Origin of the sequence: Thiomicrorhabdus sediminis, from assembly GCF_005885815.1 — a bacterium.
Lineage (GTDB): Bacteria > Pseudomonadota > Gammaproteobacteria > Thiomicrospirales > Thiomicrospiraceae > Thiomicrorhabdus > Thiomicrorhabdus sediminis.
The window spans coordinates 2,097,524-2,124,045 of the sequence record NZ_CP040602.1; the positions used below are offsets into that span (position 1 = coordinate 2,097,524).

Below are 26,522 nucleotides of genomic sequence, written 5' to 3' on the forward strand. Positions count from 1 at the left end.
AATGCCAGGCACAAACCATGACATAGATCCAAGCTTTATGGATAATCTGGATCAATCGCTACGCGACCCGGCGCTGGAGTTGATTCGTTTTTCGAGCTTGAAGGACATGCTGGAAATGCGTCTTAAAGGGCCTAGCGAGTTTTTGGCGGCCAACTTTGACCTGAGCCAGCAACAATGGCATGAAGTTCTCAATAAAGTCATTCTCACCAAAGTCAGTTATTTCGATATGCAAGTCCACTTCCCTAACCGCTATATCGACAAATTGATTGAAATTGCCTGCTATGCGGCAAGCATGGATCATGTCGATCCGATCGTGCTTTATCAGGCCATGTTGAAAGATCACCCGATTTTTGCCGCCTGGCTGAAAAAGGCCATTCAGACCAAGCAACTCAATATCCGTTTTGAACAACAGCGCCTTGGCGAAACGGCCTAAATAGGAACCGATACCATTGCGTCCTGCAATTCTTTATGCTGCTCGAATAGAGTAATCGATTGCTCCTGCTCGGTGGTCAGCAAATCGAACTCAACGCCGATACGATAAGGAAAAAGTTGATCATTGGACGCGGTTTGCGAAACAATTTTGCCGCGGCATACCAACACCTCATCATTGATTTCCATAAACACATCCATACTGCTAAAGCGCTCATAAGGGTCAACCGATAAGAAACTAAAACCTCCGGCACTTAGATTAACCCGATAGTTCATCCAGTTTTCCGGCTGGGAAATGCCTTTATAGGCTTGCTTTAAACGCTCATAGACATTGGTTTGCAGATTCAATGTATCCACCAATAAACGCAATACCTTGGCGGCAATCACGCCTTGTTGCGCCAACTTATCGAGATTGGAGACATATTTTTTCTCATCAAAGGCGACTTTCGATGGCGCGGTGTATTTAAAAATCTTGCCGTCGACACTGTTATCCACCACCGAGACTAACTCACGGATATAATCTTCAATCTGATCATATAAACCGGCAATCAATGGACCAATTTTTGAAGTATTGCCCGTTTTAGGACGGTCAAACTTAGCATCTTCTTTAAGGCGAAAACGATAGTCCCTTTGCTCACGCGGATCAGTGGTATCGACCAGCTGATCGATCAACCACCACATAAAACTCATGCGCTGATTCAAGCTATAGAAAATATAAAATGCATTTGAGTTGGAACTGTAGAGCTTATCCAGTTTGGCTTTGATTTGCGCATTGAGAAAATGTAGCTGCTCTTCTTCCTGCTCGGAAATCAATTGACGACGACTGGTAGACACGTGTTTACCGTAGCGATCCACCATTTCCAGGTGCATCGGTAAAATCACATCATAACGAAAATATCGTCTTACATTAGTCATAAACGTCTACTGAATCCTAAGTTGGAATGTTGCTTTATTGTCTTTTCTGTTCAAGCTTGTCACAAGGAAGTCCTTGAAAACGATAAGCCTGACCAAAGCCCTGCACATAATCACCGCTAATGCATTGCAGCTTGAAAAGGTGAAAGTCCAATGTCTTTAATATATCGACCACTTCACCAAACTCTTCAGTAAATTGCGCCAATATCGGCTGGTAGATTTTGCTTTGCGAGTCAACCTTGCCAACCTCGCACTGCATGCTCAATCTCTGGCGAGCGAAAAGCTGTGTCGTTTCGGCTTCATCACAACTCAATAAGATGCTGATCAACACCGCGGGCTCTTGTTGATGCAGCGCATTGTACTCAATTAACGCTTGGAGGTTAGCGGTATGTTGCGCAAGCTCACTAATAAAGATAAAAAAGGCGTTATCGCGATAGATAAAAGGCGTCACCGAACTATGCAAAACCGGTACAGCAGTAGCTTGATTTACCTTTGATTGCCGCCAAAAACTGCTCTGCAAGGTGCTCAACATCAATGTTTTACTATTGGCAATCAATTCCCGACAACTTTGTTGCGGTGCTGTTTCACTCATTTTTTCTCCAAGTGACTTAAATCGTTATAACTCCATACCTTAATAAATCAATGGCTGTTACTGCAAATTCAACCTGGCAAGTAGCCAGGCTCCCATATCATGGATCTCTTGCAAACAGACATTATGCGCCATTGGATAGGCATGCCACTCGACATCCACACCGGCATTTTGCAAACGCACTCTAGAGGCTTCGGCCACCTCATAGGGTATGACCGTATCCTGATAGCCATGCGTCATAAACACCGGTGCCTTATCAAGCGGCTCCGCATCAAGACAAACCTCTGGAAAATAGGTCGATAATGCAACGATTCCGGCTATTTTATAATCTAAATAGAGGCCCGATTTCAACGCCACCAGACCGCCTTGGGAAAATCCGGCCAAGACGATGCGCTGCTCGACGATGCCTTGCGCAATCTGCTGTTCGATCAGGTACTTCACATAGAGCACGGAATCGGCAATACCCTGCACATCAATACGCTGGGCAATATCAAGGCTATAAATATCGTACCAAGAACGCATAGACATGCCGCCATTCACGGTTACCGCTTGTACCGGAGCATTCGGAAAGACAAAACGCCAAGCAATATCCTCAGGTAGATTCATCTGCGCTACGATATCGGCAAGATCCAAACCATCCGCGCCCAATCCGTGTAACACTATGACACAGGCATCCGTGGTTGAATTGGTTTCGATAATGACCGGCTTATCGAAACTGTTTTCAAAATCCATTTCTTGTTGCGAATTGTCGTCCATTAATCAACCTCTGGTTCTCATTGAAATGAGTAAAGCTAGCTATACAGGCTTCATTCTATGCCGTGTGACATTCTATTGCTGTCTATTAACAGCGGCTCTGTTAAAATAATGCCAATTATTTTCAAGACCTTGGTTCCAGCAATAAATTTTCAAACGATTCAAAGCTGATCCAAGCAAACAGGATTAAACAAACCGATGCGAAATTGGACAATCGTTTTAATAAGCTGTTTTGTATTACTAGGCTGTGGCAAAAAAGGCCCTTTGTATATGCCTGAACAAAACTCAATCGAGCACCATCAAACTTTGCATAGTGCGCAATTCTGAAATTGCTTATTAAAGCGATAGATTTCGCCTACAAACATTTTCCCCTGTGAAGTCAACGATTGCAAGCCAACAGGGATTTAGGACAGATAATGAACCCAGTTTTTCAATTAAAAAACCAAAGCCTTTATGCCGAAGATGTCAGCCTAGCAAGCTTAGCTAAAGAGTACGGCACGCCACTTTATGTCTATTCTCGCAGTGAATTTGAAAACCGCTGGCAAGCATTTGACCAAGCTTTCGGCAACCAGCCGCACTTAGTCTGTTATGCGGTCAAAACCAATTCAAATATTGCCGTATTGAATGTACTGGCAAAACTGGGGGCCGGTTTTGATATTGTGTCTCAAGGTGAACTGGAGCGTGTGCTGCGCGCCGGCGGAGACCCGAAAAAAGTGGTGTTTTCCGGCGTTGCCAAGCAATCTGGAGAAATTCGCCGCGCACTGCAAGTCGGCATTCGCTGTTTCAATATTGAATCTCATGCCGAGCTGGATCGCATTCAAGCGGTCGCCCAGCAGATGGATAAAGTCGCTGATATTTCAATTCGCGTTAATCCCGATGTCGATGCCAAAACGCATCCTTACATCTCTACCGGTTTAAAAGACAATAAGTTCGGTGTCGATATCAATACCGCACCGGAACTCTATCGCAAGGCCAATAGCTATTCGCATATCAACCCGATCGGTATCGACTGCCATATCGGTTCACAGTTGACCGAAATCACACCGTTTGTCGACGCACTGGAACGCGTCCTGACATTGAAAGACCGTTTGGCTGAAGATGGCTTGAATATCCACCACTTGGATTTAGGTGGCGGCCTGGGCATCCAATATACCGATGAAACACCACCTGCCATTGCCGACTATATTCAAGCCTTAATCACCAAGCTTGATGATCCGTCGATTGAAGTGATTATCGAACCCGGTCGTGCCATTGCCGGTAATGCCGGCGTGTTACTTACCGAGGTTGAATACCTGAAACCGACAGAGCATAAAAACTTCGCCATTATCGATGCGGCCATGAACGATCTGATTCGCCCGGCACTCTATCAGGCCTATCAGGATATTGTTGCGGTCACGCCTCGCGAAGATGGCATTGAAGCCGAATGGGATCTGGTCGGACCGGTTTGTGAAACTGGCGATTTTCTTGGCAAAAACCGCAAATTAAACCTAAAAGACGGTGATATTCTGGCGGTCAAATCAGCTGGCGCTTACGGTTTTACCATGAGCTCAAACTACAATACCCGCCCACGTGCGGCGGAAGTCATGGTTAAAGGCGATAAGGCTTATCTGATTCGTCCACGTGAAACCTATGATGAGTTAATGGGCACTGAACAGCTGATTGAAGACTGATTAGCTTAAAACCATGCAGCTAAGCCTTAAGACGGCTTAGGTGCAACTGGGTCAGTTGTTGCGCGCTCGGCAAGACATTATTTAAACCCCGCACTTTTATGACCGCTTGCTCCACAGGCAACACTTTTGTATCCAGCAGTGCACCCCAAACACCCTGTTCATCCTGCCAGGCTAAAAGCTGCAATGTCGCTTTCGATTCTCTAGACGACTTTTGCCAGTGCATTAACCAGGCATGCTGCTGCAATTCTGTCAAAGCCAACCATTGCTGTTTCTGATGCAGAACTTGCGGCGTACTGGTCAGTTGGTTTTGCAGTTCATCAATGCTAAAGTCCAAACAAGAATCGACATGACCATTGTCAGCCTGATCCAACAGCACCAATATCCATTGTTGATAGAGTTTTTCCACCTCGACCAAATAACGGCATCCACCGATTTTGTCTTGCTCGCCAGACGCTAAACCGAGGAAGTCCGCCAACCGGTATGCATCTTCCAGCATGGCCACCATTGATTGGCACTGCATCGGCCGACAAGGCAGTTGCGCCAAGGTTTTATGCAGTCGCGAGCCAATCAGGTGAGGAAAACGCGCCGCCAAAGACAGCGCCATCGAGTTCACTCGAGGCAAATCCTGCAAAGCCTTTAAACGCTGTTCGTCTAACAGACAAGCCTCGACCTGTTCGACAATCTCCGGGCTAACCCAGCGTAAACGCAGATTGGTCAAAAACTTGATGGTCTGAGCTTTTCCAGGCCAACCGACACTGGCGGCAATCTGGGTACGCTTACCGGCCAGCAATGCGACGATTTCAGCCTCTTGCAGATCCGATTTAACCAATTGCCAAGCCAGCATCGGCGCATGATCGAGCAGTTCCAGAATCTGTGGATACTTACCGGCATAATGCAGCAATGTTAACTGATGCGATGGAAACAGACGACAACTGTCTTGCACCCACTTGGGAATCTGTTTTAGCCAATCGACAAAGGCCCCCTGCTTTGCCCAAGCCATGGGTTTGAAAAAACTCGGGTAGCGGGGAATCGGTTCGTTATTGAGCATCATCGCATCCCAGCCGATGACATTAACCACACCAATTTTTGGAAAAATTCGGCGCGCATCGATGTACAACAGCTGTTCGACATCGTCCCAATAACAGTGACGAACCAACTGCTGCTGCCAACGATCCTGTTGTGTCAATACATCGATATGCTGCACTTTTGTTCCAAAATGATTTTTGCTTAGTCTTTACCAGCTGGCGCTGACTTTAAAAAACAGGGTTTTAATGTATTCGGTTTCGGCAATCGCCGGATGTACCGGATGATCCGGCCCTTGATGGCCTTGTTCAAACAACTGTACATTACGGTCAATATGACGTGCCGCGGTCTGCACCGCTTGCAATAAGTTATCACGACTCAAGTGATGTGAGCAGGAGGCTGAAATCAGAATCCCGTCTTTATTGAGCACTCGCATCGCCAGTTCATTGATTCTGCGATAGGCTTCAAAACCGTTTTTAAAATCTTTTTTACGTTTGATAAACGCCGGTGGATCGACAATCACCACATCGAATTTCTGGCCATCGGTTTTCAATGCACTCAAAACATCGAAAGCGTTGCCTTGGATGGTCATCACCTTATCGCTAACACCGTTTAACTGGGCATTGTAATCAACTCCGTCCAAAGCCAACTCGGAAGCATCGACACAAGCGACTTCTTCGGCACCGGCGGTTGCCGCAGCCAGTCCCCAGCCGCCTAAATAGCTGAATACGTCCAATACTCGCTTGCCTTTGACCAAGGATTGCATTCGCTGACGTGCCATACGGTGATCATAGAACCAACCGGTTTTCTGACCGTTTTCCACCGGAATAGCGAACTGGGTGTTATTTTCGGTAATCAGGATCTGTTCCGGCAGCTCGCCGGCGACCACTTCTTCATAAAGCTCCAAACCTTCCAACTTGCGGTTGGCGTTATCGTTTTTGAGCACAATCGCCTGCGGTTGGTACAGGTTCTCCAGCACTTGCAAAATATCGGCCTTGACCGCTTCCATTCCCGCAGTGGTGATCTGTACCGAAAAAACATCGCCAAAACGGTCGATTACCAAGCCCGGAAGACCATCCGATTCACCAAAAACCAAACGGTAAAAGGGGTCTTCAAAATGCAGCTCTCTTAAATCCTGTGCGGCTTGAATGCGTTTTTTCAAAAACTTCAGGTTCAGCTCCCGCTTACTGCTGCGGCTTAACATACGAGCGCAGATCAAAGTATTCGGGTTGACATAAGCCAGCCCCAATTCCTTGCCGTTGGATGCCTCAACAATGACTTGCTGCCCCGCTGCAAACGATTTCAATGGACTGACATTATTGTCCACCTCATTTGAATAGATCCATAGATGGCCTTGTTTAAGGCGACGTTCTTCATTTTTCTTTAAACGTAATTTGGCTAACATTGTTTTTCTCTTTTGGCGCTAAAAATGGACGCCTCTAAATAAAAAAGAGGTTCAGCTGGGCTAAAACCTCTTTTGTTTATCATTCATTTCAGCGAATCATCGCGGCTGAATAGGTAACGGCGGCTAAGAACGCATTAATACTCGCTATCAATTTGGTTTTGATAATCCTCATCGGATAGCAGCTCTTCAATCTCTTCAACATCATGCGGCATAATCTTGAATAACCACCCCCCGTCATAAGGCTCATCGTTAATCAACTCGGGCTCGTCTTCGAGCGCCTCGTTGATTTCAACAATCTCTCCACTGACCGGCGCAAGGACTTCGGTGGCGGTTTTCACCGATTCCACCGACATAGCCTCTTCACTGGCAGCGATATCGGTACCTAATTCAGGATAGGTCACACTCATAATCTCACCCATTGATTCCTGGGCGAAATCGGTTAAACCGACCACCGCATGACCATCGGCATCGATATAAACCCATTCGTGGTTTGGTGTGTATTTTAAGTGATTGGGTAAAACGCTCATCTGCCCACCCTTTAAAAAAGTAATAAGGTTATTATAACGACTATTTATCGCGGCATGATACCGTAAAACGGATGATTTGTTTTAGGGGAGTTTTAAGCGCTGGCTTCTTTTGCGATTTCGACGCGGTTACGGCCATTGCGTTTAGCCCGATAGAGCGCATCATCGGCACGTTTCAACAGCGTTTCATGACTATCCCAGCGCGAGATCTCGGCGACACCGAAACTTAAGGTGACACTGTCCGGCAAACCATCGCGATGCATGTTTTCTATCGCTCTGCGCACACGCTCCACACTTTGCAGTGCCTGTTCTATTTTGGTCTCCGGCATAATCACGGTGAATTCCTCACCGCCGATACGGCTGAACACATCGGTTTCTCTCAACAGGCTCTGAACTTCTTCGGTCAAGGCGATTAGAACCTGATCTCCGGCGGCATGGCCGTAATTATCATTAATCCGTTTAAAGTGGTCGATATCAAAAATCGCCAAGCAGAAAACCTGATGATAACGGTGTGCGCGTTGTACCTCTGTTGCCAATGCCTGGTTAAACACCAAACGATTCGATATACCGGTTAAGTTGTCGGTGCGAGATAACTGTTCGAGCTGTTTTTTATAAACTTCCTGATGGGTGATATCGTGCATAATCACACTATAAAGAGGTTTATCAAAAATATTGATTTTGGCGATTTTAATTTCAAAGAAATACGCCTTGCGATGCTTATAGATTTTAGCTTTATTCTGCTTAGCATCGCCTTGCAAGACCTTATTGATACAATGTTTGAAATCAACCCCGGTAGTCAAATACCCCTCTTCATTGGCAAAGGTGTCACACACGCATGGATAGGCATCAACAAACTCCTGCAAACTGTCGAATTCATCGTAAAACTCGAAAAAGCGCTGATTAGCCTCGAGAATACTTTCACTATCGGAGACAAAAATAATCTCTGACGCCGAATCCAATACGCTTTGATAATAGCGGCTGGATTTATCAGAGCGCTCTTTAAAGACATAAAGCAGCACCAACAATATGCTGAGCACCAGCAAGGTCATTAACCCGTACAGATACTGTTTCTGCAAACGCTCTAATTCAACTAAATCGAGATTGGCCATATCGGAAAAGGTAAACCAGTAACCTATCGGCAAGGATTCATCATTGCGGATCATATGCTGAGTGATAATCTTATGCCCAACTTCCAACTGAGTATGTGCTCTAAAAGCCTCATTGACGCCAATGCTAGCCAATATATTCAGATTGCTGGGATTAGCATCGCCATTGACCACATAATAATTGTCGACAAAAAGCTTCGTCTGGTTTTTATCGAGTTGTTGCTGAAAACGGTCATCGGCAAGAATCACCGATTCGACACCGGTGCTCTTCTGCAGCTCTTGCGCTAGGTTGGAAAAATGACTGATGACCTCAATCACCCCTAAAAGCTTATGGTCATCAGCGAATAACGGCACCATCGCCTTAAAAGTCATACTAAAACGTCCGACACTGACGCTCTGGTAGATTCTCGGTGCCAGCAAGACTCGACGCAAATCCTCACGCACCCCCTTGAGGTTGTCACCGATCTTGTTGGTCCAACTCCGGTAACGGCTAAAGCCGTCTTTATCGATCACTTGAATCCATAAATTACGATGACGAGTGTGAAAAGCCAAACGCTCCAATAAAGCGCTCAACACCATTTCGTTCTGCTTATTGCAATCATCACACAATAACGATTGCACACGATTGTTTTCCGCCAAAGCGAGTGCCAGCGCCATCGTCGATTCACGGCTATCCTTGATTAAACCTTGAATATCCATATCCAGCTGCTGTTGATACTTGTGTAACGAGACGTTATATAGATGATCTTTCGCATTACCGTAAAACAGGTAGGCAAGCACCATCAAAAATGCAATCAAAGCAGCCGCCATACCGATAACCAGATTCAAGTTTCGGTCACTGAAAATATGCTTGTTAAATCGTGAAGATGGCGTCACATAATTCCTATTTGTAAGGATAATGGCTTAAGCTAAACAACAAATATTAGCTATGTTTGTCGATATAAATAACCGTATTAATGGTAGGTCAATTTTACCTAATTTCTTTTATTAGGCAATTGCCAATATATAAAATCCGCTCGCCACTGGCAAGCAGAATCAAAGCTCCCTTCCGAGAGTTCAAAATTGTGAAATCGTTGCGGTAACCACTCCCCAAATCAGCATATCGGTCTCTTCTTTGACTTTAATCGGTGGATATTGATCATTTTCCGGCAATAGCCAGACCCCATCTGCGCGCATAGCTAAGCGCTTTACCGTCAATTCACCATCCAAAGCTGCTATGACAATTTTGCCATCAACCGGTGTGATGCTACGATCCACCACCAAAATATCCCCATCTTTGATTCCCGCATCCTGCATCGAATTACCTTGCACGGTTAATAAAAAAGTGGCTTCTTTATTACGAATCAACTGGTCATTCAAATCAATACGCGCCTCAATATAGTCTTCCGCCGGACTGGGAAAGCCGGCGACCACCTTGTGACCGAACCACGGCAATTCGACTAATTGTGCATCATTGGCCGGCACGGAAACCTGCACCGCTTGATTTGACCAGTCCGGCTCGATCGTTTTCTGTGCCTGCAACCAAGCTTTAATGGCAGCCACCTTGGATTCAGGAATACGCATAACCTTGGTAGCTTCCCCAAATTGCCCGCTACCAGGCTTTCTGCCGGCACCTTGACGCGCACCGCCACGGGTCGGCGCTTGTCGTTCTGTTTTTTTCATGACACCCAATCCTATTGATAGCAATAAATATTAAATAACTGCGTTTATTATCGCAATTTATTGACTTAATTTGAATAGTGTTACAATATTCAAAAAGCTTATTTTTATCGAACCGATCTTATGCCTATTTATGCCTTAGTTGACGGCAACTCCTTTTACGCGTCTTGCCAAATCGCTTTTCAGCCCCATTTGAAAAACCGTCCGGTGGTGGTTTTATCCAATAATGACGGCTGCATTGTCGCCGCCAATGATATTGCCAAAGCGCTGGACACTCCAAAAAACTATGGTACCGGCGGTTACCGTGCCGCCAAGCCGACCAGCATGATGTTTCAGCCTTACTTTAAAGTCGCGGCTTTGTTAAAGCGTCATAAGGCGGTGATCTTCAGCTCCAACTATGAACTGTATCAGGACATGAGCCAGCGTATGCACGCCATTAGTGCACAATTCAGCGATTCTCAGGAAATTTACTCCATTGATGAAAGTTTTCTCGATTTCAGCGGCTTAACCCCTATGCAACGAGAACAACAGGCACAACAACTCAAACAACGCGTTATGCAATGGATCGGCATTCCGGTCGCTGTCGGTATCGGCCGAACCAAAACCGAAGCCAAACTTGCCAATCATCTGGCAAAAAAACTGCCGACGCAAAACGGCGTAATGGATTTAACCGAATTTGACCCCAGCGCGCGCGCATTGCTCTATAAAAAAACACCGGTGGATAAGGTATGGGGGATTGGCCGCCAGGTCTCGACACGACTCCAGCAAATCGGCATTAACACTGTCTACGATTTACAAAATGCCGACAATAAAACCTTGAGAAAGTGTTTTTCGGTGAATCTGGAAAGAACCATCCGCGAACTCAATGGTCAGGCGTGTTTTGCTTTACAGCAAACGCCACAGGCGAAAAAAAGTATCGTTTCATCTCGCTCGTTCGGTCTACTGGTCGATGATTTTCAACAGATGCGCCAAGCGGTTTCCAGCTATATGGCGATCGCTGCGGAAAAACTGCGCCATCAACAGCACCTCTGCCGAGTAGTCAGCGTCTATATCAGCACTCCCAAACACCAAGCCGTTGCGCAATATCGCAATCAGCACAGCATTGCTTTGGTCGAACCCAGCGACAACACCATTGTGCTAAACAAAATGGCCTTAACCGCACTGAAAGAGATTTGGCGGCCTGAGTTCAAATATCAAAAAGCCGCCGTCATGCTCAGTGGCCTATTGCCAGACAGCGGCATACAAGCCGACCTGTTTGGCGAACCGGTCATGACATCACAAACACAAGCAGAAACCTCCGCCAAATTGATGCAGACCATCGATCAGATCAATCGAAAAATGGGCAAAAAAACGTTGCAGCTGGCGAGTTGCGGTCAAGGAAAAACCGCTTGGCAAATGAAACGTAATCTGATTTCACCGCGCTATACCACGCGTTGGCCGGAGATCCCGGTTGCAAAAGCCAATTGACATCACAAAACATAAAAATGGCGCGCTTGAGAGGAGTCGAACCCCCGGCCTTCCCCTCCGGAGGGGGACGCTCTATCCAGCTGAGCTACAAGCGCAGAATAAGATAGTACAATCTTTATCGAATAGGGATTAAGGTCATACTTGAGGCGGTATTATAAAGTTTTAGGCACCCTTTGTGAAAAGTTTAACTGATGGATGTGCAACTTATTCGCACCAATATCGACAAATCACAAATAGGCAGAAAAATTTTATTGTCACCAACAGTTCATCTAAAATCTTACTCTGAGCACACTCTAGAGTGAATTTGTGCAAAAATAAGTCCATCGCAAAAATTTAGATAAAAAAGGAAATCCAGTGCATTACCAAGGTGTAACAAACTATCAACACGGTACTGAAGCAGCGACAGGAATTTTAATCACCAATCTGGGAACACCAGATGCGCCGACCAAAGAAGCCTTAAAACCTTATCTAAAAGAATTTTTAATGGATCCTCGGGTGGTTGAGCCGCCTCCAGCACGCTGGCTTTGGAAACTGATTCTGAATGGCATTATTTTGAATACCCGCCCGGCGAAATCGGCAGAAGCCTATGCATCGGTTTGGGATTCAGAAGGCCCAGGGGCGCCCTTGTTGAACATTTCCAACCGTCAGATCAATGCGGTGGCCGAACGAGTACGCCCACATTTTAAGGGCCGTGTGGAATTCGCTTTGGGAATGCGTTACGGCAATCCGTCGATTGCCAGCGGCCTCAAAGAACTGCAGGATAAAGGTTGCCAACGTATTTTAGTACTCCCTCTTTATCCGCAATATGCAGCCGCCACCACCGCTTCAACCTTTGATGCCGTCAGTGCCGAACTGCAAACCTGGCGCTGGTTGCCGGAGATGCGCTTTGTTAATAAATACCATCGCCATCCGGGCTATATCAAAGCCTTGGCGAATAGTATTCGTGAACACCAGCAACAACACGGTAAGCCACAATTATTGGTGATGTCTTATCACGGCGTGCCGCAGCGTTATCTGGACAATGGCGATCCATACCACTGCGAATGCCATGTCACCTCTCGTCTGGTTGCCGAAGAACTGGGGCTGAGTAAAGACGAATATAAAGTCACCTTCCAATCGCTGTTCGGTAAAGAGGAATGGATCAAGCCTTATACCGATGCCACCATGAAATCTTTACCTGAAAAGGGCATTAAAGATATTCAGGTTATCTGTCCTGGTTTTTCGGCGGACTGCCTGGAAACCATTGAGGAGATTGATGAAGAGAACCGCGAATACTTTATTGAAGCCGGCGGTGAAAAATTCAGCTATATCAAATGCCTGAATGACAGACCCGATCACGCCGATGCTCTGGCTACATTGGTTTTACAGCATACCCAAGGCTGGTATGAACGCGATCAGTTTGATGCCGACACTGACAGCAAAGAACGTCAAACGGTTGCCGCCAATGCCAAGGCGATGGGCTGCCCATTTTAATCGGCTTATTGATCAAGGCCATTTGAGTTTTAAATGGCCTACTGTACCTGAGTACAATACACTTATAAGCATCAGCTTATATAATCGATAACTAAGAACTCAAACAACGGTGTTTGACTCGAAGATATTTTGTAGCTTATACAAGGTGAGTCGGATACATGCTTTCTACCCAGAGTCTTAGTCAAAAAATCACCCTTCATTACGCTTTGGCGGTGTTTATTCTCGCGCTGCTCTCTACCTCTGTGTACCTGGCATTCAGCTACCTCATCGCAAAAAACCAAGCCAGTGCCGCGGTAATCAATATTTCCGGCCAACAACGCATGTTAAGTCAACGTGCGGCCTTATTTGCCAGTCAATTGGTGCTTGCCAAGGTGCCCAGCGAACAAGAAAGAATTCGCCAATCCTTGGCAAATACCATCGAGACCATGGCTCTCAATCATCAAACCCTAACACAGGGCAATGACGCCCTTAATATTGCCGCTGAACACAGCGACGCTATCAAAAGACTGTATTTCGGTGACAGCTACCTTGATGCCAGAGTAAAAAAATATCTGAACCACCTACAGTCTCTTCTTGAACTGAATCGTCCGCAATTGAGTTCGCGCAACCATCATTACCTTTATATCGAACGCCAATTCACCCCCTTATTGATCGATCTCGACAGGGTCGTTTTCCAATACCAGCTTGAAGGCGAAGCCAATGTGGCTCTTATCGGTCAGGCCGAGCAAGCGTTATGGTTAATCACCCTATTTATTTTAATGCTTGAGGTAAAATTCATCTTTAGGCCGATGAAACGCGAAGTACAAGAGGCATTAATCGAACGTGACGCTTATGAGACTCGCCTGCAAGAAGATGTCGAGAAAAAGACCCGCGCCTTGAAAAAAGCCAATCAAAAACTCAATAAACTGTCTAATACCGATGCCTTGACCGGTTTACGTAATCGTCGTTCCCTGGAACACAAACTCAAACAATTTTATCGAGGTTATCTCAGCCATCATCAAAGCTATACTTTAGCAATTATAGACTTGGATCACTTCAAGCAACTCAATGACCGCTATGGGCATAAATGCGGTGACCAAGTCTTGCAGCATATTTCAGACACCTTTATGAACGGCTTAACCTCCGAGGATATTATTGCCCGCTATGGCGGTGAAGAGTTCGTGGTGCTCATGCCCAATTGTGGCATTCATAGTGCTCAACACAAAATTGAACAGCTGTTGGCACAAATCAAACAGCAACCGCTGCAGTGTGAGAAGCAATCGATCTATATCAGCTTCAGCGCCGGTTTGGCTGAAGCCAAACATACTCGAAGTGAAGATGAATACGATATTTTTAAACAGGCAGACCAAGCGTTGTATCGTGCTAAAAAGCAAGGGCGTGAACAGGTTAAGTTACAAGAGTTCGAGGCTTTGACACTGAATGAAAGCCTGCAATAAAAGGCTGTCATGAACACGCCGGCCTACATGATAAAGCGACCGCCATCCAAACGCAGACTGGTTCCGGTTGTATAACAATTGTCCATTAAATATTGCACCGCCTGCCAGATCACCTTTGCTCCCGGTTCAATCGGCAAGGCCGCCTGTGCCAGCCGTTGCTGTTTGTATTCATCGGAGTCATCTGCATGAAAGATAATCAACGACGGCGCTATATCGTTTACCTTGATTTGCGGAGCAAACTTTTTCGCATAGCCCTGACTCAAGGTTCGCAGAGCGGCCTTACTGGCCAAATAACCGATATGATCGGCTTTAACCCGATCCACCGAATAGTCGGACAGAGAAATAATGTCTTTCAGTTCTGAATCGGACTGCAATAACAGCGGCGCCAAAGCGGTATTTAAAAAATGCGGTGCTTCGACATGCACGGCAAACATCTGATGATAACCTAAAGATCCCGGTGGCGCCTGATGATCATCCATCCACAAAGAGGCATTATGAATTACCGCACGCAAGGACCCAACCTGCTGTTCAATCTCATCAACCAAACCGGCCAAGTCATGCGGTTTGGTAAAATCGGCTTGGACACCCACCGCACCCAACGCCATCAATTCTTCGACTTGCGGCCTTAAGCTACGATAACTGAAAATGACCGGATAATCGCTGTGTGCTAGGAACTGACGCACCAGAAACTCACCGATACGTTTACCGGCGCCACTGATAAAAACCGCATTTTGCATTTTTGCCACTTGCATTATCCCCCCTACTATTTTGTAATGAATCCAAAGTCGATCACTTGCTTGACTCACTATAAACCAGTGGCAAAGCGATACACAACCCAGATTTGGCAAGAATCATTCAAGTCCATAAACGGAATCCAGAATCCTGCATAAAATAATTTTTTATTGGCATAAGATTTCAAATCAGGCGTTTCTTTTATATAATAGCGGGCTTGCATTTCAAATGATTGTTATTGCGGTGTTTTCTGCCTTCGGTGGAGCCGTCTTTGACCAGAGATAAAATATTCATGAAAAATCGTAGTTTTGATGTCGTCATCGTTGGTGGAGGAATCTCCGGAAGCGCCCTTACTTATATGCTGGCCAAATACTCCAACGTTAACTCTATTGCCATGTTGGAAAAATATGGTTCTTTAGCGCCATTGAACTCCCATGCACGCGCCAACAGTCAAACGTTGCACTGCGGTGACATCGAAACCAACTACACCTTGGAAAAGGCCAAGCTGGTCAAACAGCAAGCCAATATGATTGTCCACTATGCCGACAAGGTGGAAAAAAACGATTTTCTGTATAAGTTCCCGAAAATGATTCTTGCGGTTGGCGACGATGAATGCGAACGTCTGCAAAAACGCCACGAAGAATTTAGCGACGCCTTCCCTTATATGGAGCTTTGGGATGCCGAACGTATTGCCGAAGTGGAACCTGCGGTGGCACTGGTAGACGGTAAACCACGTGAAGAGAAAATCATCGCTTCAGGCTGTACCGATGAATATTCGGCGGTCAACTACGGTAACCTGTCCAAATCCTTTATTAACAGCGCGCGTAAAAGCAATAAGGAGATCAATGTCTCTTTAAGCTGCGCGGTGGAGAAAATCACCAAATTCGATGACCACTATGAACTGGTCACACCTCAAGGCACCTTCCTTGCCAAGTTTGTTGTCGTTTCTGCCGGCGCGCACAGCCTGTTATTGGCGAACCAGCTTGGTCACGGTATGGATATGTCGATTCTACCGATGGCCGGTAGTTTCTACTATGTGCCGAAGATGCTTAACGGCAAGGTCTACACCATGCAAAACGACAAGCTGCCGTTTGCCGCTTTACATGGCGATCCGGACTTGATCGAATTAAACAAAACGCGTCTTGGGCCGACCGCTTTGGTATTGCCTAAACTGGAGCGCTATACCGGTGGCACCTATTGGGATTTCTGGAAGAGCCTGAAACTTGATTTCAAAGTACTCAGAGTATTCTGGGATCTCATGAAAGACAGCACCATCCGCAACTATATCTTGCGTAACTTCGCTTTTGAAATTCCGATTTTACGCCGTAAGCTATTTGCCAAGGATGCACAGAAAATCATCCCAAGCCTAAAGCCGCAAGACTTGGAATATGCTTCGGGGATCGGTGGCCTGCGCCCTCAGGTAATCGATAAAACCACCATGCAGCTTAAGCTCGGTGAGGCAAGCATCGTTCCTGAAGACGAGAACCTGATTTTCAATATGACACCATCGCCAGGGGCAACCACTTGCTTGGGTAACGCCTATCGCGACGCCAAAATCGTCTGCCAACGCCTTGGTTTGGAACTGAATCGTCAAGCGGTTGTCGATGATTTATTGGGCGGCACCGATATTCCTGAAAAATAATCACCTTGGCGGTGGTTATTATCTCAAACAGAGATACGCTCCATGACCTCTCAAGCGCTGCCTGTTCATCTTATTAGCGGATTATTAGGTAGCGGCAAAACCAGCTGCCTGATCGACCTGATCAAACAAAAGCCATTAAACGAACGGTGGCTGATCATTATCAATGAATTCGGTGATATCGATATTGATAAGGCACAAATCTCCTCCTCTAATGACGACAGCATCTATTCTGAGGCCGTTGCCGGAGGCTGTATCTGTTGCAGTGCGCAACTCAACCTGCAGCAGGCTTTGATCGAGCAACTCCAGCAGCACCAACACCAAATAGACCGTATTTTTATCGAGCCGACCGGCTTGGGCCATCCGGCAAAAATTATCGATACCCTACAAAAAACTCATTGGCCTTGTGAACTGGTACTGGGGCGCAGCGTTTGCCTGACCAACGCAGAGCAGCTAACCGAACAGAACTGGCAAAAATCCGCCGTGCTTCGCGATTTAATCAGTTTGGCAGACATTATCGTCATCAACAAAACCGATCTGGCTGCAGAAGATGACATCAAATGCTGTGAAACATTTATCGGCCAACTCTATCCAGGCAAAGCAACGCTTATCAAAAGCCAGTTCGGCAAACTGGATTTAGCCATAGTCTGTAAGAAAAAGGTTCCCCAGCCGCTACAAATATTAGCGGCCAAGGATGAACACACAAAATCACTGCAACAGTTTAAGCGCAGCGCGTTCGATTCCCATATCAGCAATACCGAGCAGTGTTTTGTGCACACCGACACTGCCAATAATCTTTTCAGCATCGGCTGGCAATGGACAAATAAAAACCAATTCAATCGCGTCGCGCTGAAACAGTTTTTTGCCAACTATGCTGCCCACCTGCACAGAGCCAAAGGCTTAATAAAAACCGGTAATGAATGGCAACTACTCAACTTGAGTGATGATATGCTGCAGTTTGATGATATTGCCTGGCGAGCAGACAGCCGTTTACAACTGATTTTTAAAAGCGAAACAGAAAACCCGGTTAATATCAGCACACTGGAAAGCGATTTACAGGCTTGCTTATATAAAACTGAGTAAATGTGCCGGCAACCCGTTAACAAGAAAAATGAATAACCCAGTAAATTTGTCAATTTTTTGTTAAAATTCAAACTCTTTATTTAATCCATACAGTCAGTTACACAATATTAAAGCCGCCGCTTACGGATTAATATTACAACTAGCTCAAAGTCGAAGGAAATTGCATGACCAAGCACATGCCCGATATCGCTTGCCAACCTCATCACGGTCCACAAGGGAAACTAAACTGGGTCGGAATGAGTGGAATCGAGCTCCCGATTCAAATTCAACAAGGTTTAAGCCAAGATAACCCGATTCAGATATCCTCGAAAGCGCAAGCTTACGTCAATCTGAACGACCCGGAAAGCAAGGGCATTCATATGTCGCGCCTATATCTGATCCTCGATCAGATGGCGACACAACAGCCATTGACTTCAAGCCGTGTGAAAACCATTTTGGAAGCCTTTATTGATTCGCATCAAAACTTGAGTACTCAAGCTTTTGTCGAATTCAAGTTTGACTACTATGAACGTCGCAATTCATTGCTCAGTCAAAACAGCGGCTGGAAACACTACCCGGCAACCATTCGTGGTGAAATGCGCGACGGTGAATTTAGCTGTGAAGTGTCTATTGAAGTGCCTTACTCATCAACCTGCCCATGCTCTGCCGCCTTGTCGCGCCAGCTGATTCAAGAAGCCTTTGAAAAACAATTCGCTGGCCAGTCTCTGGACTACCAACAAGTCATGGACTGGCTCGGTACACCGGAAGGAATCTGTGCCACGCCTCATAGCCAACGCTCTTATGCGCAGGTTAAGGTCAAGGTAAATGAATCCGACCTGCTTGAGCTATCGGCTTTAATCAACGACATCGAAGCGGCACTTCAGACGCCGGTACAAGCTGCGGTTAAGCGTGAAGACGAACAAGAATTTGCGCGCTTGAACGCGGCGAATTTGATGTTCTGTGAAGATGCCAGTCGTCGACTGCAACAGGCGTTGAACTCGAAACCTAACTATCTGGATTTCTGGGTACGTGTCAACCACCTAGAAAGCCTGCATCCGCATGATGCAGTCGCAATTGTCACCAAAGGCATCGCAAACGGTTATATTGATGATCCAAACCTAATGGATCCGATGTAATCCGCTCAATGCTTTCAGTGATTCAATAAAAAAGCCGCAGCTTAAACACTGCGGCTTTTCTATTTGAAAACCCCAAAAGCGTTTAGAAGAAACCGCCGCCGGTGAGTTCTTTATAGACATGCTGGGCATTATTCGAAGCCGCTTGATCGAATACCGGACGATCCTTATACATCGATTGGTCGATATTGGTCGCATCCTCCAAAGTACCGTTGTTATCAACAACCTTACCGATCTCGGTATGCAGATATTTCAGGTAGTCATAGGTTTGCTTCTTGATGGTTGCCATAGGCGCCGCATTACCGTGCCCCGGTACCACCAATGTATCCGCTGGCAGCTTACTCATCATATTTTCAAACGAAGCCGCCCAGGCATAAGAGTCGGTATAGCTGAAAAAGACCGGCATACGCTCATTGAAACCAAGGTCTCCAGAAAGCACAACCTTACGAGACGGCACATACAGACTGGTTGAAGCCGGGGTATGACCTGGACCATAATCGACCAACTGGACAATTTCCCCGCCACCGACATCAATGATCATTTCCGAATCGAAAGTGGTGAACTTATCCGAAACATTACGTGCCGATTTGGTAATGTCTTTGCCTACCCGGCTTCCCCAATCTTCCTTGATAAAATCAAACGCTTCATTGAATTGACGGTTAGCCATGCTGCTCGAATAGAGATTCTTCACCCCAACATCGACCCAATAACTCGCCCCTAAATAAGCATGCCCTTGGTTATTTTCAACCGCGACCCATTTAACCGGCTTGTCGGTAACACGTTTGATTTGCTGATGTAATGAATACGCCAAGGCCGGGTTGGCTCCAGCATTGAAAACAAACACGCCCTTGTCAAAAATAATAAAGGAAAGGTTGTTGTTCAAACCGAAATTGGAAGGTGTATGCCAAATCATACTGCCGATTACCGAATAGACACCATTAGCCACCTCTATTGCCTTTGGAATCGGTAATTCATCGCCGATATAACCAACACTTCGCTCGGTTTTGATGACATCGTCAATATATTCATTAGCCGCATCGGTCAGCACATTGCTGTAGCTGTTAACTTCTTGCGCATAGGCTTTGAAGCCATCGACATAAGGATCTCCACCAGAGCTGGTGGAGGCCTGGCTTAAGGTTGAAAACGACATGACTGCCGCCGCAATCAGTGAATAGGACCAAAGTTTTGGCTGTGCTCTCATAGCGTATCTCCTATACAACTTTGTATGACTTGGGCAAGATGCCTGTAACAACATCTCGGTGGTTTGCTCATGCTGAATGGACAAGCCCCCAATATTATTAATTAGATTAAATGCTAAGTCGTAGTATGGATATTAACATGAGTCCAAAGCGGAAATCTACGCCTAACTTCTATCCAAAACATCGGCATTTTTATGCTCGTAAACATCAAAAATGGTAATGGCCATCGCCGCCAAAACTGGCCCGAAAAACAAGCCGATCACACCAAAATGGATCAAACCCGCAAAGGTCGATAAAACCGTGATCAAGGTATGGTTCGCGACTTGCAGACCTTTTGCCGCCAATCCCATGCTTCGTGTCAGACGGTTGATCAACCAGGGGCGCATTAGATTATCGACGACAAAACCGGTAATCACCACACCCCAGAAGGTGATAATCAAAGCGCTGCTGTAATCGCCCTGCAACAGCGCATAAATCACCATTGGAATCCAGACCAGCGCAGCACCGACCACAGGAATAAACGAAGTCACCGCAATTGCCATACCGATAAACAGTCCCGGCCAACCTAATAGCCAAGCCAGAGAGGCAAACAACACGCCTTGAATCAAAGCAATACCCACCACACTTAAGGTCAATACCGTTGAAAGCGAAGCAAAACGGTCCATAATCATCTGATCATAATGGTTTTCCAATGGCGACAAAACCTTTAGATGGCAGGCAATATTATGACCATCGCGGTAAAAGAAAAACAGTGCGAAAACCGACAAGCCAAAAAAGGTTAAAAAAGAAGAGGTCGTACCTAAAACGCCCTGCAACAAAAAGACACTGACCTGCTGTACCCAACCGATGATTTTCTGCGAGTGTTCTTTAAGCTGCTGCAATAACTCATTTTGCGTTATATCACTGATCGGCAAATAATGGAGCACCGTCTGATGCAATACCGACAAGCTTTCCGGGGTTTGCTGGGCAAGCCAGCTCTGCGCACTGCCATATAAAGAACCCAATTGAAGACTGACTTCAAACAGCAAATAAGTCACCGGTGCGATAACACCGAAAAATACCGCCAAACTCATAATACTTGCCGCCAGCGTAGTCGATTCTTTGACTTTTGGCAGCAGTTTTAGATAACCTTGGTACGAAGCTGTCGCCAAAATCATGGCGAAAAACAACGCTTCCAGAAAAGGCGAAAACAACCATAACAAACCTGCAATGGCTAATAACAATAAAATATTTAAAAATCCTTCTTCATGCGATCGCTTGTCGCGCATAATAGACCCCTGTTTGGCTGTCAATACAGTGAGTACACTACCATGAATACCGATATTTCAGAAGTCATTATTAGACCGGAAGGTTCGTTGCAGATTCTCTCTTATCAAGAAGCGCAGCAGCTTTGTGATGTCAGCGATGCCGGTCTAAACGACTTACTTAAACGCTGTGCACTGGCCGTGCTCAATACCGGTGCCAGCGAAGATGACGAACCGACCTTATTGAATAAATACAAACGTTTTTCCATTGAAGTTACCGTCAAAGGTCGCGGTGTACAGTTGGTGCTTAAAAATGCACCGCGTCACGCCTTTGTCGACAACAAACTGATCACCGGTATTAAGGAGCACCTGTTTGCGGTCATTCGTGACCTGATTTATTCTCAAAATGAGGTATTACAGAACCCAGACCTGAATTTGGAAAGCTCACACGGCATCACCAACTCCGTCTTTCATATCGCGCGTAACGCGCTGCTGATGAAACCTAATATCTTACCGAATATTGTTGTCTGCTGGGGTGGTCACTCCATTCCCGAAGACGAATACAAATACAGTAAACACCTCGGGTATGAACTCGGTTTACGTAATCTTGATATATGCACAGGCTGTGGTCCCGGGGTGATGAAAGGGCCGATGAAAGGCGCGATTCTCGGTCACGGTAAACAACGCTATAAAAATGGACGTTATATCGGCATTACCGAACCCGGCATTATTGCCGCCGAAGCGCCGAACGCCTTTGTTAATGAACTGTGCATTATGCCCGATATCGAAAAACGACTGGAAGCCTTTATTCGCATCGGCCACGGCATCATTATCCTACCGGGAGGCCCAGGCACCATGGAAGAACTGCTCTATCTCTTGAGCGTGATTCTGCACCCGGAAAACCAGGAGTTAATGCTCCCCGTTATCTTGACCGGAGATGAATGCAGCCGCCAATATTTTGAATCGGTGATGAACTTTATTCACAGTACCATCGGCCCTGCCGCCACCGAAAAGCTTGAAGTGATTATCGGTCATGCACGTGATGTCGCTTTTAAAATGCAGCAAAACATGGAAGAGGTTCGTCAAGACCGCAAAGCCAGTAGCGATGCCTATTATTACAACTGGCGTTTAAAACTGGAATTGGATCACCAGCAACCGTTTCTTCCAACCCATGAAAATATGGCCAATTTGAATTTATACGGCAATCAGGAGCCGCATAAACTCGCCAGTGAACTGCGTAAGGCCTTTTCAGGTATTGTCGCCGGTAACGTCAAAGCCGAAGGCATCCGTCAAATCAAAGAGCATGGCCCCTTCGAATTACGTGGTGATCCCCACATTATGGAAGCGATGGATACACTGTTGCATAGCTTTGTCGAACAAAAACGCATGAAACTCGATTACAGCGAGTACCGTCCTTGTTATAAAATAGACAGATAATTTCTCGCCACGCCGGTTTTCGACTCAATCAAACCGGTAAATTGGCGCAACCCATTACATACTGAGACGCACATGACTTTTGAAGAACTGGACCTGGATCCTGTTTTATTAGCCGCCGCTGAGCAGCAAAAATTCCACAAACCGACACCGGTTCAGCAACAAGCGATTCCGGTAATGCTTGACCGTCAGGATTTATTGGCGGGGGCTGCCACCGGAACGGGGAAAACCGCGGCATTTGTTCTACCCGCTTTACAATACCTGCTGGATGAACCGCGCCACGCCACTTCACGCCCTCGCATCCTGATGCTGGCGCCAACTCGCGAACTGGCCTTTCAAATCCATAAGGTGGTCAAGCAACTCGGTACCCACTGCCAATTTCCAAGCACCATTATCACCGGTGGCTTTAAGATCTCACAACAGCTGGAAACCTTGAAAAAACCATGCGATATTCTGGTTGCGACACCGGGACGTCTTGCCAAGATCATGGAAGAAGACGGTGTCAATTTAAGCGATATTGAAATGCTTATTATCGATGAAGCCGATCGCATGCTCGATATGGGACAAGGCCCTACAGTGCGTGCACTTCTGGATTCAATCGCCGGTGACTTCCAGGCCGCTTTGTTCTCGGCAACGCTAAGTGGAAGCGGCGTGGCGAAGTTTGCTGAAGATATTTTGGATGAACCGCAAACGGTACAGATCGATGCTCCAAACCAAAAATCAAACCAGGTTCAACAGCTGGTCTATCTGGCCAACGACAAAGAACACAAACAAGCGCTATTGAACAACTTGCTCAATGACGCCACCTGTCAAAGCGCGATTGTCTTCTGCAATAAAAAAGAACGTGCCATCGAGGTAACCGATTATCTGCAATCACAAAACCTTTCCGCACAGGTATTGCACGGTGACTTCATTCAGGCGATACGTTTGGAAAAAATGCACAAGTTCCGCAGTGGTAAAATCAAGATTCTAGTCGCCACCGATGTCGCCGCACGCGGGTTGGATATGCTCAATATCACTCATGTCATCAATTATGACCTGCCTTATCGCGGAGACATCTATATTCACCGTATTGGCCGAACCGGGCGTGCCCAGCAGGTCGGTATCGCGATCAACCTGGTGGAACGTCACGACCTGGTCAATCTGGAACGTATCGAATACCATCTGCAACAGAAGCTGCCTATTGAAAAAATAGCCGGCTTGGAGGCGAGCTGGAAAATCAAAGATGCGATGAAAAAAGCGACTAGCAAGAAAAAGTCAAAAAAGAAAACCGCCGACAAGAAAAAAGCGGCGAAGAAAAAAAGCAAAAAATAAACGCCTCTACCGCAAACAGCAAAAACAAAAAAACGCCGGCTCTAGCCGGCGTTTTTTACTGATAAACCTGCCAAGTGTTTATGAATCAACACCCTCAGCTTGAGTCTGCGCTGGTGACGAATCCATTACCGCGGCAGCCTCTTGTTCACCACGTAAGATTTCAAAATAGTAGTGCGCCAAAGCAATCACCGCAAGAACCGGAATAAACAAACCGACCAATGGCATGGTGCTCAACAAAAACAAGGCACCCAAAGCCAAAGTCGGCGGCCAGTTACCGAAGTCTTTTACCTGATTGAACAGAGCTTCTGGCAAAATCACCTGGCCGACGTCCAAAACCAGCGAATATCTAAAGAATAGAAAGCCCAGCAACCAGAACCAGATCAGATTGACTAAAGGAATAAACAGCATCGGAATGGTGACAATGAACAACAACAACAGCAAAAAACCAAACCAGAGCAGCTTCCCGGTCATCCCCAGCAGACTGCCATGCCCCTGATAGGCGACATTCGGATAATGCTTGTCGTGAACAGCCTTAACCAGGCTGTCGGTCATAAAGGCGGTAATCAGCATGGCAAACAATAAAATAAGATAACTGCCGAGTAACACTCCTAACACACCGGCGATTACCGCAAACACCAGGCCTAACACCCATAATAATGCCGCGCCGACAAATGGAATCGAGCCAATGGTCTGTTCCGCCTCATTGGTCCATTGAGTGACTTCGGTGACAAACGGATTTTGCATCACCATATCGCTGACCAGAAACACGCCGAAAATACCGTAACCCAGCAGTGACACCAGTATAATGGCGGCCACAAATGGAATAAACAACCGCCATAAAATGGCGGGTTCTTTTAAGTCTGCAAAGGTTTTAAACAATAAGTCCAGCATCCATTCGCCTTATTTAATCCAGATTGATTTGATATTGGTGAACTCGCGAATTCCGTGATGCGACAATTCTCGGCCATAACCGGAATTTTTCACTCCACCGAATGGCATACGCGGATCGGAGAAACTGAAGTTATTGACAAAAGTCGCCCCCGATTCCATCCCTCGCGCCATGGTTTCTGCGGTCGACAAATCATTGGTCCAAATAGAGCCCGCCAGCCCCAAGTCGATACCGTTGGCGATACCCAAAGCATGTGCCGGCTCGGAAGCTTTGATTACGATGGCAACCGGACCAAACAACTCTTCATTATAGGCCGGCATATTCGAGCTGACATTGGTTAAAATGGTTGGTGCATAATAGCAACCCGGACGGTCTAGTTGATAACCGCCGGTGACGATCTCCGCACCCAGCGCAACCGAATCCATCACTTGCTGATGCAGTTCATCGAGTAAATCCTGACGCGCCATAGGCGCCAATGTAGTCGCTTCATCCAATGGGTCTCCGGCAACAAACTTTTCTTCAATCGCTTGCTTGAACTGCTCGATAAAATCATTGGCAATGGTCTGGTCGACAATAAAACGTTTGGATGCGATACAGCTTTGTCCCATATTCATAAAACGCCCGGTCACCGCACCCTGTACCGCGGCTTTCATATCGGCACTATCCAACACGATAAACGCATCCGATCCACCCAGTTCAAGCACCGTTTTCTTCAGCTCCGCGCCGGCGATACTGGCTACCTTGCGCCCTGCCGTTTCACTACCGGTTAAGGTCACCGCCTTAACAGCCGGGTGACGGATTACCTGCTCTACCTGATCTGAACCGATCATCAATGTCGAGAATATCTGATCCGGGAAACCGGCCTTGCGAAATACTTCTTCCATTGCCAAAGCACACTGGGGTACATTCGATGCGTGTTTCAATAAAGCGATATTACCGGCGATCAATGCCGGTGCGGCAAAACGGAAAACCTGCCAGAACGGAAAGTTCCATGGCATAACCGCCAACACCACCCCCATTGGCAAATAAGCGACATAGCTTTTACTGGCATCGGTTTCGACCATCTCATCGGCCAAGAATGACGGGCCATTATCGGCATAGAACTCGCAGCAAACCGCACACTTTTCGATTTCAGCACGCGCTTCATTAATGGATTTACCCATTTCCAAAGTAATCAATTCGGCCAAGGGCTCCATATCATCTCTGAGCACGTCGGCCACACGGCGAACCATCATGCAACGGTCTTCAATCGGGGTTAACTTCGACCAGTCGGCAAACATATAACCTGCCTGAGTCACTACCTGATCGAGGGTTTCCGCATCCCAAGTATCGAACTCGGCCTGTAATTCACCTGTTGCGGGGTTAATGGATTGCATAGTCATAATGAGACTCCTTTTGCGCTACAGCCAAAACCTTAGGCGTTCACGGCA

24 protein-coding genes and 1 tRNA gene are annotated in these 26,522 nt (G+C 46.4%); 11 read left to right on the forward strand and 14 right to left on the reverse strand.

Annotated elements, in window-relative coordinates; all coding sequences use genetic code 11:
* Position 1: 1 nt before the first annotated feature.
* A complete protein-coding gene (locus FE785_RS09535; RefSeq protein ID WP_138565526.1) occupies positions 2-433 on the forward strand; it encodes a hypothetical protein in 432 nt (143 codons plus the stop codon).
* Here the strand turns inward: FE785_RS09535 and FE785_RS09540 are convergent.
* The 3 genes from FE785_RS09540 to FE785_RS09550 are packed head-to-tail and all read right to left on the reverse strand — an operon-like array spanning position 430 to position 2,686.
* The gene (locus tag FE785_RS09540) at positions 430-1,344 is read right to left on the reverse strand and encodes a PilZ domain-containing protein (RefSeq protein WP_138565527.1); all 915 of its coding nucleotides are present in this window, start codon (positions 1,342-1,344) and stop codon (positions 430-432) included. The genes FE785_RS09535 and FE785_RS09540 overlap by 4 nt on opposite strands.
* 34 nt (positions 1,345-1,378) lie before the next feature.
* Positions 1,379-1,933: a HugZ family protein gene (locus FE785_RS09545; protein WP_138565528.1), complete on the reverse strand. Its 555-nt coding sequence runs from the start codon at positions 1,931-1,933 to the stop codon at positions 1,379-1,381.
* 57 nt (positions 1,934-1,990) lie between these two features.
* A complete protein-coding gene (locus tag FE785_RS09550; protein WP_238696263.1) occupies positions 1,991-2,686 on the reverse strand; it encodes an alpha/beta hydrolase in 696 nt (231 codons plus the stop codon).
* Positions 2,687-2,881: 195 nt separating this feature from the next.
* Between FE785_RS09550 and lptM the strand changes: the two genes are divergently transcribed.
* Complete coding sequence (lptM, locus tag FE785_RS09555) at positions 2,882-3,010, forward strand: LPS translocon maturation chaperone LptM (RefSeq protein WP_138565529.1); 129 nt, start codon at positions 2,882-2,884, stop codon at positions 3,008-3,010.
* A gap of 89 nt (positions 3,011-3,099) precedes the next feature.
* Positions 3,100-4,353, forward strand: coding sequence for a diaminopimelate decarboxylase (gene lysA, locus FE785_RS09560; protein ID WP_138565530.1), 1,254 nt, complete (start codon positions 3,100-3,102; stop codon positions 4,351-4,353).
* Between the two features lie 19 nt (positions 4,354-4,372).
* Here the strand turns inward: lysA and FE785_RS09565 are convergent, their stop codons facing one another.
* The 5 genes from FE785_RS09565 to FE785_RS09585 all read right to left on the reverse strand — a co-directional run bounded on the left by FE785_RS09565 (position 4,373) and on the right by FE785_RS09585 (position 10,073).
* Positions 4,373-5,557, reverse strand: coding sequence for a hypothetical protein (locus FE785_RS09565; protein WP_238696264.1), 1,185 nt, complete (start codon positions 5,555-5,557; stop codon positions 4,373-4,375).
* Between the two features lie 30 nt (positions 5,558-5,587).
* The gene (locus tag FE785_RS09570; RefSeq protein ID WP_138565531.1) at positions 5,588-6,781 is read right to left on the reverse strand and encodes a class I SAM-dependent rRNA methyltransferase; all 1,194 of its coding nucleotides are present in this window, start codon (positions 6,779-6,781) and stop codon (positions 5,588-5,590) included.
* 134 nt (positions 6,782-6,915) lie between these two features.
* On the reverse strand, positions 6,916-7,308 hold the full coding sequence (gcvH, locus tag FE785_RS09575; protein ID WP_138565532.1) for a glycine cleavage system protein GcvH: 393 nt from the start codon (positions 7,306-7,308) through the stop codon (positions 6,916-6,918).
* 92 nt (positions 7,309-7,400) lie between these two features.
* Positions 7,401-9,287, reverse strand: coding sequence for a sensor domain-containing diguanylate cyclase (locus FE785_RS09580; RefSeq protein ID WP_138565533.1), 1,887 nt, complete (start codon positions 9,285-9,287; stop codon positions 7,401-7,403).
* 180 nt (positions 9,288-9,467) lie between these two features.
* Positions 9,468-10,073 carry a LexA family protein gene (locus tag FE785_RS09585; RefSeq protein ID WP_138565534.1) on the reverse strand — a complete coding sequence of 202 codons (606 nt, stop codon included), beginning with the start codon at positions 10,071-10,073 and terminating at the stop codon, positions 9,468-9,470.
* A gap of 120 nt (positions 10,074-10,193) precedes the next feature.
* Here FE785_RS09585 and FE785_RS09590 point away from each other — a divergent pair, with 120 nt between their 5' ends.
* Positions 10,194-11,537, forward strand: a complete 1,344-nt coding sequence (locus tag FE785_RS09590) for a Y-family DNA polymerase (protein WP_138565535.1) — start codon at positions 10,194-10,196, stop codon at positions 11,535-11,537.
* An 18-nt stretch (positions 11,538-11,555) separates the two neighbouring features.
* Here FE785_RS09590 and FE785_RS09595 read toward each other — a convergent pair.
* A tRNA-Arg gene (locus FE785_RS09595) sits at positions 11,556-11,632 on the reverse strand.
* A 259-nt stretch (positions 11,633-11,891) separates the two neighbouring features.
* Here FE785_RS09595 and hemH point away from each other — a divergent pair.
* Both hemH and FE785_RS09605 read left to right on the forward strand, forming a co-directional pair.
* Positions 11,892-13,010, forward strand: coding sequence for a ferrochelatase (gene hemH, locus FE785_RS09600; protein WP_138565536.1), 1,119 nt, complete (start codon positions 11,892-11,894; stop codon positions 13,008-13,010).
* Positions 13,011-13,168: 158 nt separating this feature from the next.
* Complete coding sequence (locus FE785_RS09605) at positions 13,169-14,446, forward strand: diguanylate cyclase (RefSeq protein WP_138565537.1); 1,278 nt, start codon at positions 13,169-13,171, stop codon at positions 14,444-14,446.
* Positions 14,447-14,469: 23 nt separating this feature from the next.
* On the opposite strand, the gene folM is transcribed toward FE785_RS09605, so the two are convergent.
* Positions 14,470-15,198, reverse strand: coding sequence for a dihydromonapterin reductase (gene folM / locus FE785_RS09610; RefSeq protein WP_138565538.1), 729 nt, complete (start codon positions 15,196-15,198; stop codon positions 14,470-14,472).
* Between the two features lie 272 nt (positions 15,199-15,470).
* On the opposite strand from folM, the gene FE785_RS09615 reads away from it, so the two are divergent.
* The 3 genes from FE785_RS09615 (at position 15,471) to folE2 (ending at position 19,015) form a co-directional block, all read left to right on the forward strand.
* Positions 15,471-16,820 (forward strand): FAD-dependent oxidoreductase, encoded by a 1,350-nt coding sequence (locus FE785_RS09615; RefSeq protein WP_138565539.1) that lies wholly within the window; start codon positions 15,471-15,473, stop codon positions 16,818-16,820.
* A gap of 42 nt (positions 16,821-16,862) precedes the next feature.
* Entirely contained in the window at positions 16,863-17,900 is a 1,038-nt protein-coding gene (locus tag FE785_RS09620; RefSeq protein ID WP_138565540.1) for a CobW family GTP-binding protein, read from the forward strand.
* Between the two features lie 164 nt (positions 17,901-18,064).
* Entirely contained in the window at positions 18,065-19,015 is a 951-nt protein-coding gene (folE2, locus tag FE785_RS09625; RefSeq protein WP_138565541.1) for a GTP cyclohydrolase FolE2, read from the forward strand.
* 82 nt (positions 19,016-19,097) lie between these two features.
* Here folE2 and FE785_RS09630 read toward each other — a convergent pair whose 3' ends face one another.
* Together FE785_RS09630 and FE785_RS09635 are read right to left on the reverse strand one after the other, a co-directional pair.
* On the reverse strand, positions 19,098-20,213 hold the full coding sequence (locus FE785_RS09630; protein ID WP_138565542.1) for an MBL fold metallo-hydrolase: 1,116 nt from the start codon (positions 20,211-20,213) through the stop codon (positions 19,098-19,100).
* A 162-nt stretch (positions 20,214-20,375) separates the two neighbouring features.
* The gene (locus FE785_RS09635) at positions 20,376-21,479 is read right to left on the reverse strand and encodes an AI-2E family transporter (RefSeq protein WP_138565543.1); all 1,104 of its coding nucleotides are present in this window, start codon (positions 21,477-21,479) and stop codon (positions 20,376-20,378) included.
* Positions 21,480-21,521: 42 nt separating this feature from the next.
* On the opposite strand from FE785_RS09635, the gene ppnN reads away from it, so the two are divergent.
* Together ppnN and FE785_RS09645 are read left to right on the forward strand one after the other, a co-directional pair.
* Entirely contained in the window at positions 21,522-22,892 is a 1,371-nt protein-coding gene (gene ppnN / locus FE785_RS09640; protein WP_138565544.1) for a nucleotide 5'-monophosphate nucleosidase PpnN, read from the forward strand.
* A 72-nt stretch (positions 22,893-22,964) separates the two neighbouring features.
* Positions 22,965-24,203 (forward strand): DEAD/DEAH box helicase, encoded by a 1,239-nt coding sequence (locus FE785_RS09645; protein ID WP_138565545.1) that lies wholly within the window; start codon positions 22,965-22,967, stop codon positions 24,201-24,203.
* Positions 24,204-24,281: 78 nt separating this feature from the next.
* On the opposite strand, the gene FE785_RS09650 is transcribed toward FE785_RS09645, so the two are convergent.
* Both FE785_RS09650 and FE785_RS09655 read right to left on the reverse strand, forming a co-directional pair.
* Complete coding sequence (locus FE785_RS09650; RefSeq protein ID WP_138565546.1) at positions 24,282-25,094, reverse strand: EI24 domain-containing protein; 813 nt, start codon at positions 25,092-25,094, stop codon at positions 24,282-24,284.
* 9 nt (positions 25,095-25,103) lie between these two features.
* A complete protein-coding gene (locus tag FE785_RS09655) occupies positions 25,104-26,474 on the reverse strand; it encodes an NAD-dependent succinate-semialdehyde dehydrogenase (RefSeq protein ID WP_138565547.1) in 1,371 nt (456 codons plus the stop codon).
* Between the last annotated feature and the right edge of the window lie 48 nt (positions 26,475-26,522).

Coding starts and splice junctions, on each gene's coding strand:
- FE785_RS09630 (WP_138565542.1), bottom strand. CDS start 20,213: ATGAGAGCACAGCCAAAACTTTGGTCCTATTCACTGATTGCGGCGGCA.
- FE785_RS09540 (WP_138565527.1), bottom strand. CDS start 1,344: ATGACTAATGTAAGACGATATTTTCGTTATGATGTGATTTTACCGATG.
- FE785_RS09655 (WP_138565547.1), bottom strand. CDS start 26,474: ATGACTATGCAATCCATTAACCCCGCAACAGGTGAATTACAGGCCGAG.
- FE785_RS09645 (WP_138565545.1), top strand. CDS start 22,965: ATGACTTTTGAAGAACTGGACCTGGATCCTGTTTTATTAGCCGCCGCT.
- FE785_RS09650 (WP_138565546.1), bottom strand. CDS start 25,094: ATGCTGGACTTATTGTTTAAAACCTTTGCAGACTTAAAAGAACCCGCC.
- folE2 (WP_138565541.1), top strand. CDS start 18,065: ATGACCAAGCACATGCCCGATATCGCTTGCCAACCTCATCACGGTCCA.
- ppnN (WP_138565544.1), top strand. CDS start 21,522: ATGAATACCGATATTTCAGAAGTCATTATTAGACCGGAAGGTTCGTTG.
- FE785_RS09570 (WP_138565531.1), bottom strand. CDS start 6,781: ATGTTAGCCAAATTACGTTTAAAGAAAAATGAAGAACGTCGCCTTAAA.
- FE785_RS09615 (WP_138565539.1), top strand. CDS start 15,471: ATGAAAAATCGTAGTTTTGATGTCGTCATCGTTGGTGGAGGAATCTCC.
- folM (WP_138565538.1), bottom strand. CDS start 15,198: ATGCAAGTGGCAAAAATGCAAAATGCGGTTTTTATCAGTGGCGCCGGT.
- FE785_RS09545 (WP_138565528.1), bottom strand. CDS start 1,933: ATGAGTGAAACAGCACCGCAACAAAGTTGTCGGGAATTGATTGCCAAT.
- FE785_RS09635 (WP_138565543.1), bottom strand. CDS start 21,479: ATGCGCGACAAGCGATCGCATGAAGAAGGATTTTTAAATATTTTATTG.
- FE785_RS09605 (WP_138565537.1), top strand. CDS start 13,169: ATGCTTTCTACCCAGAGTCTTAGTCAAAAAATCACCCTTCATTACGCT.
- FE785_RS09590 (WP_138565535.1), top strand. CDS start 10,194: ATGCCTATTTATGCCTTAGTTGACGGCAACTCCTTTTACGCGTCTTGC.
- FE785_RS09585 (WP_138565534.1), bottom strand. CDS start 10,073: ATGAAAAAAACAGAACGACAAGCGCCGACCCGTGGCGGTGCGCGTCAA.
- lysA (WP_138565530.1), top strand. CDS start 3,100: ATGAACCCAGTTTTTCAATTAAAAAACCAAAGCCTTTATGCCGAAGAT.
- FE785_RS09535 (WP_138565526.1), top strand. CDS start 2: ATGCCAGGCACAAACCATGACATAGATCCAAGCTTTATGGATAATCTG.
- FE785_RS09620 (WP_138565540.1), top strand. CDS start 16,863: ATGACCTCTCAAGCGCTGCCTGTTCATCTTATTAGCGGATTATTAGGT.
- lptM (WP_138565529.1), top strand. CDS start 2,882: ATGCGAAATTGGACAATCGTTTTAATAAGCTGTTTTGTATTACTAGGC.
- gcvH (WP_138565532.1), bottom strand. CDS start 7,308: ATGAGCGTTTTACCCAATCACTTAAAATACACACCAAACCACGAATGG.
- FE785_RS09550 (WP_238696263.1), bottom strand. CDS start 2,686: ATGGACGACAATTCGCAACAAGAAATGGATTTTGAAAACAGTTTCGAT.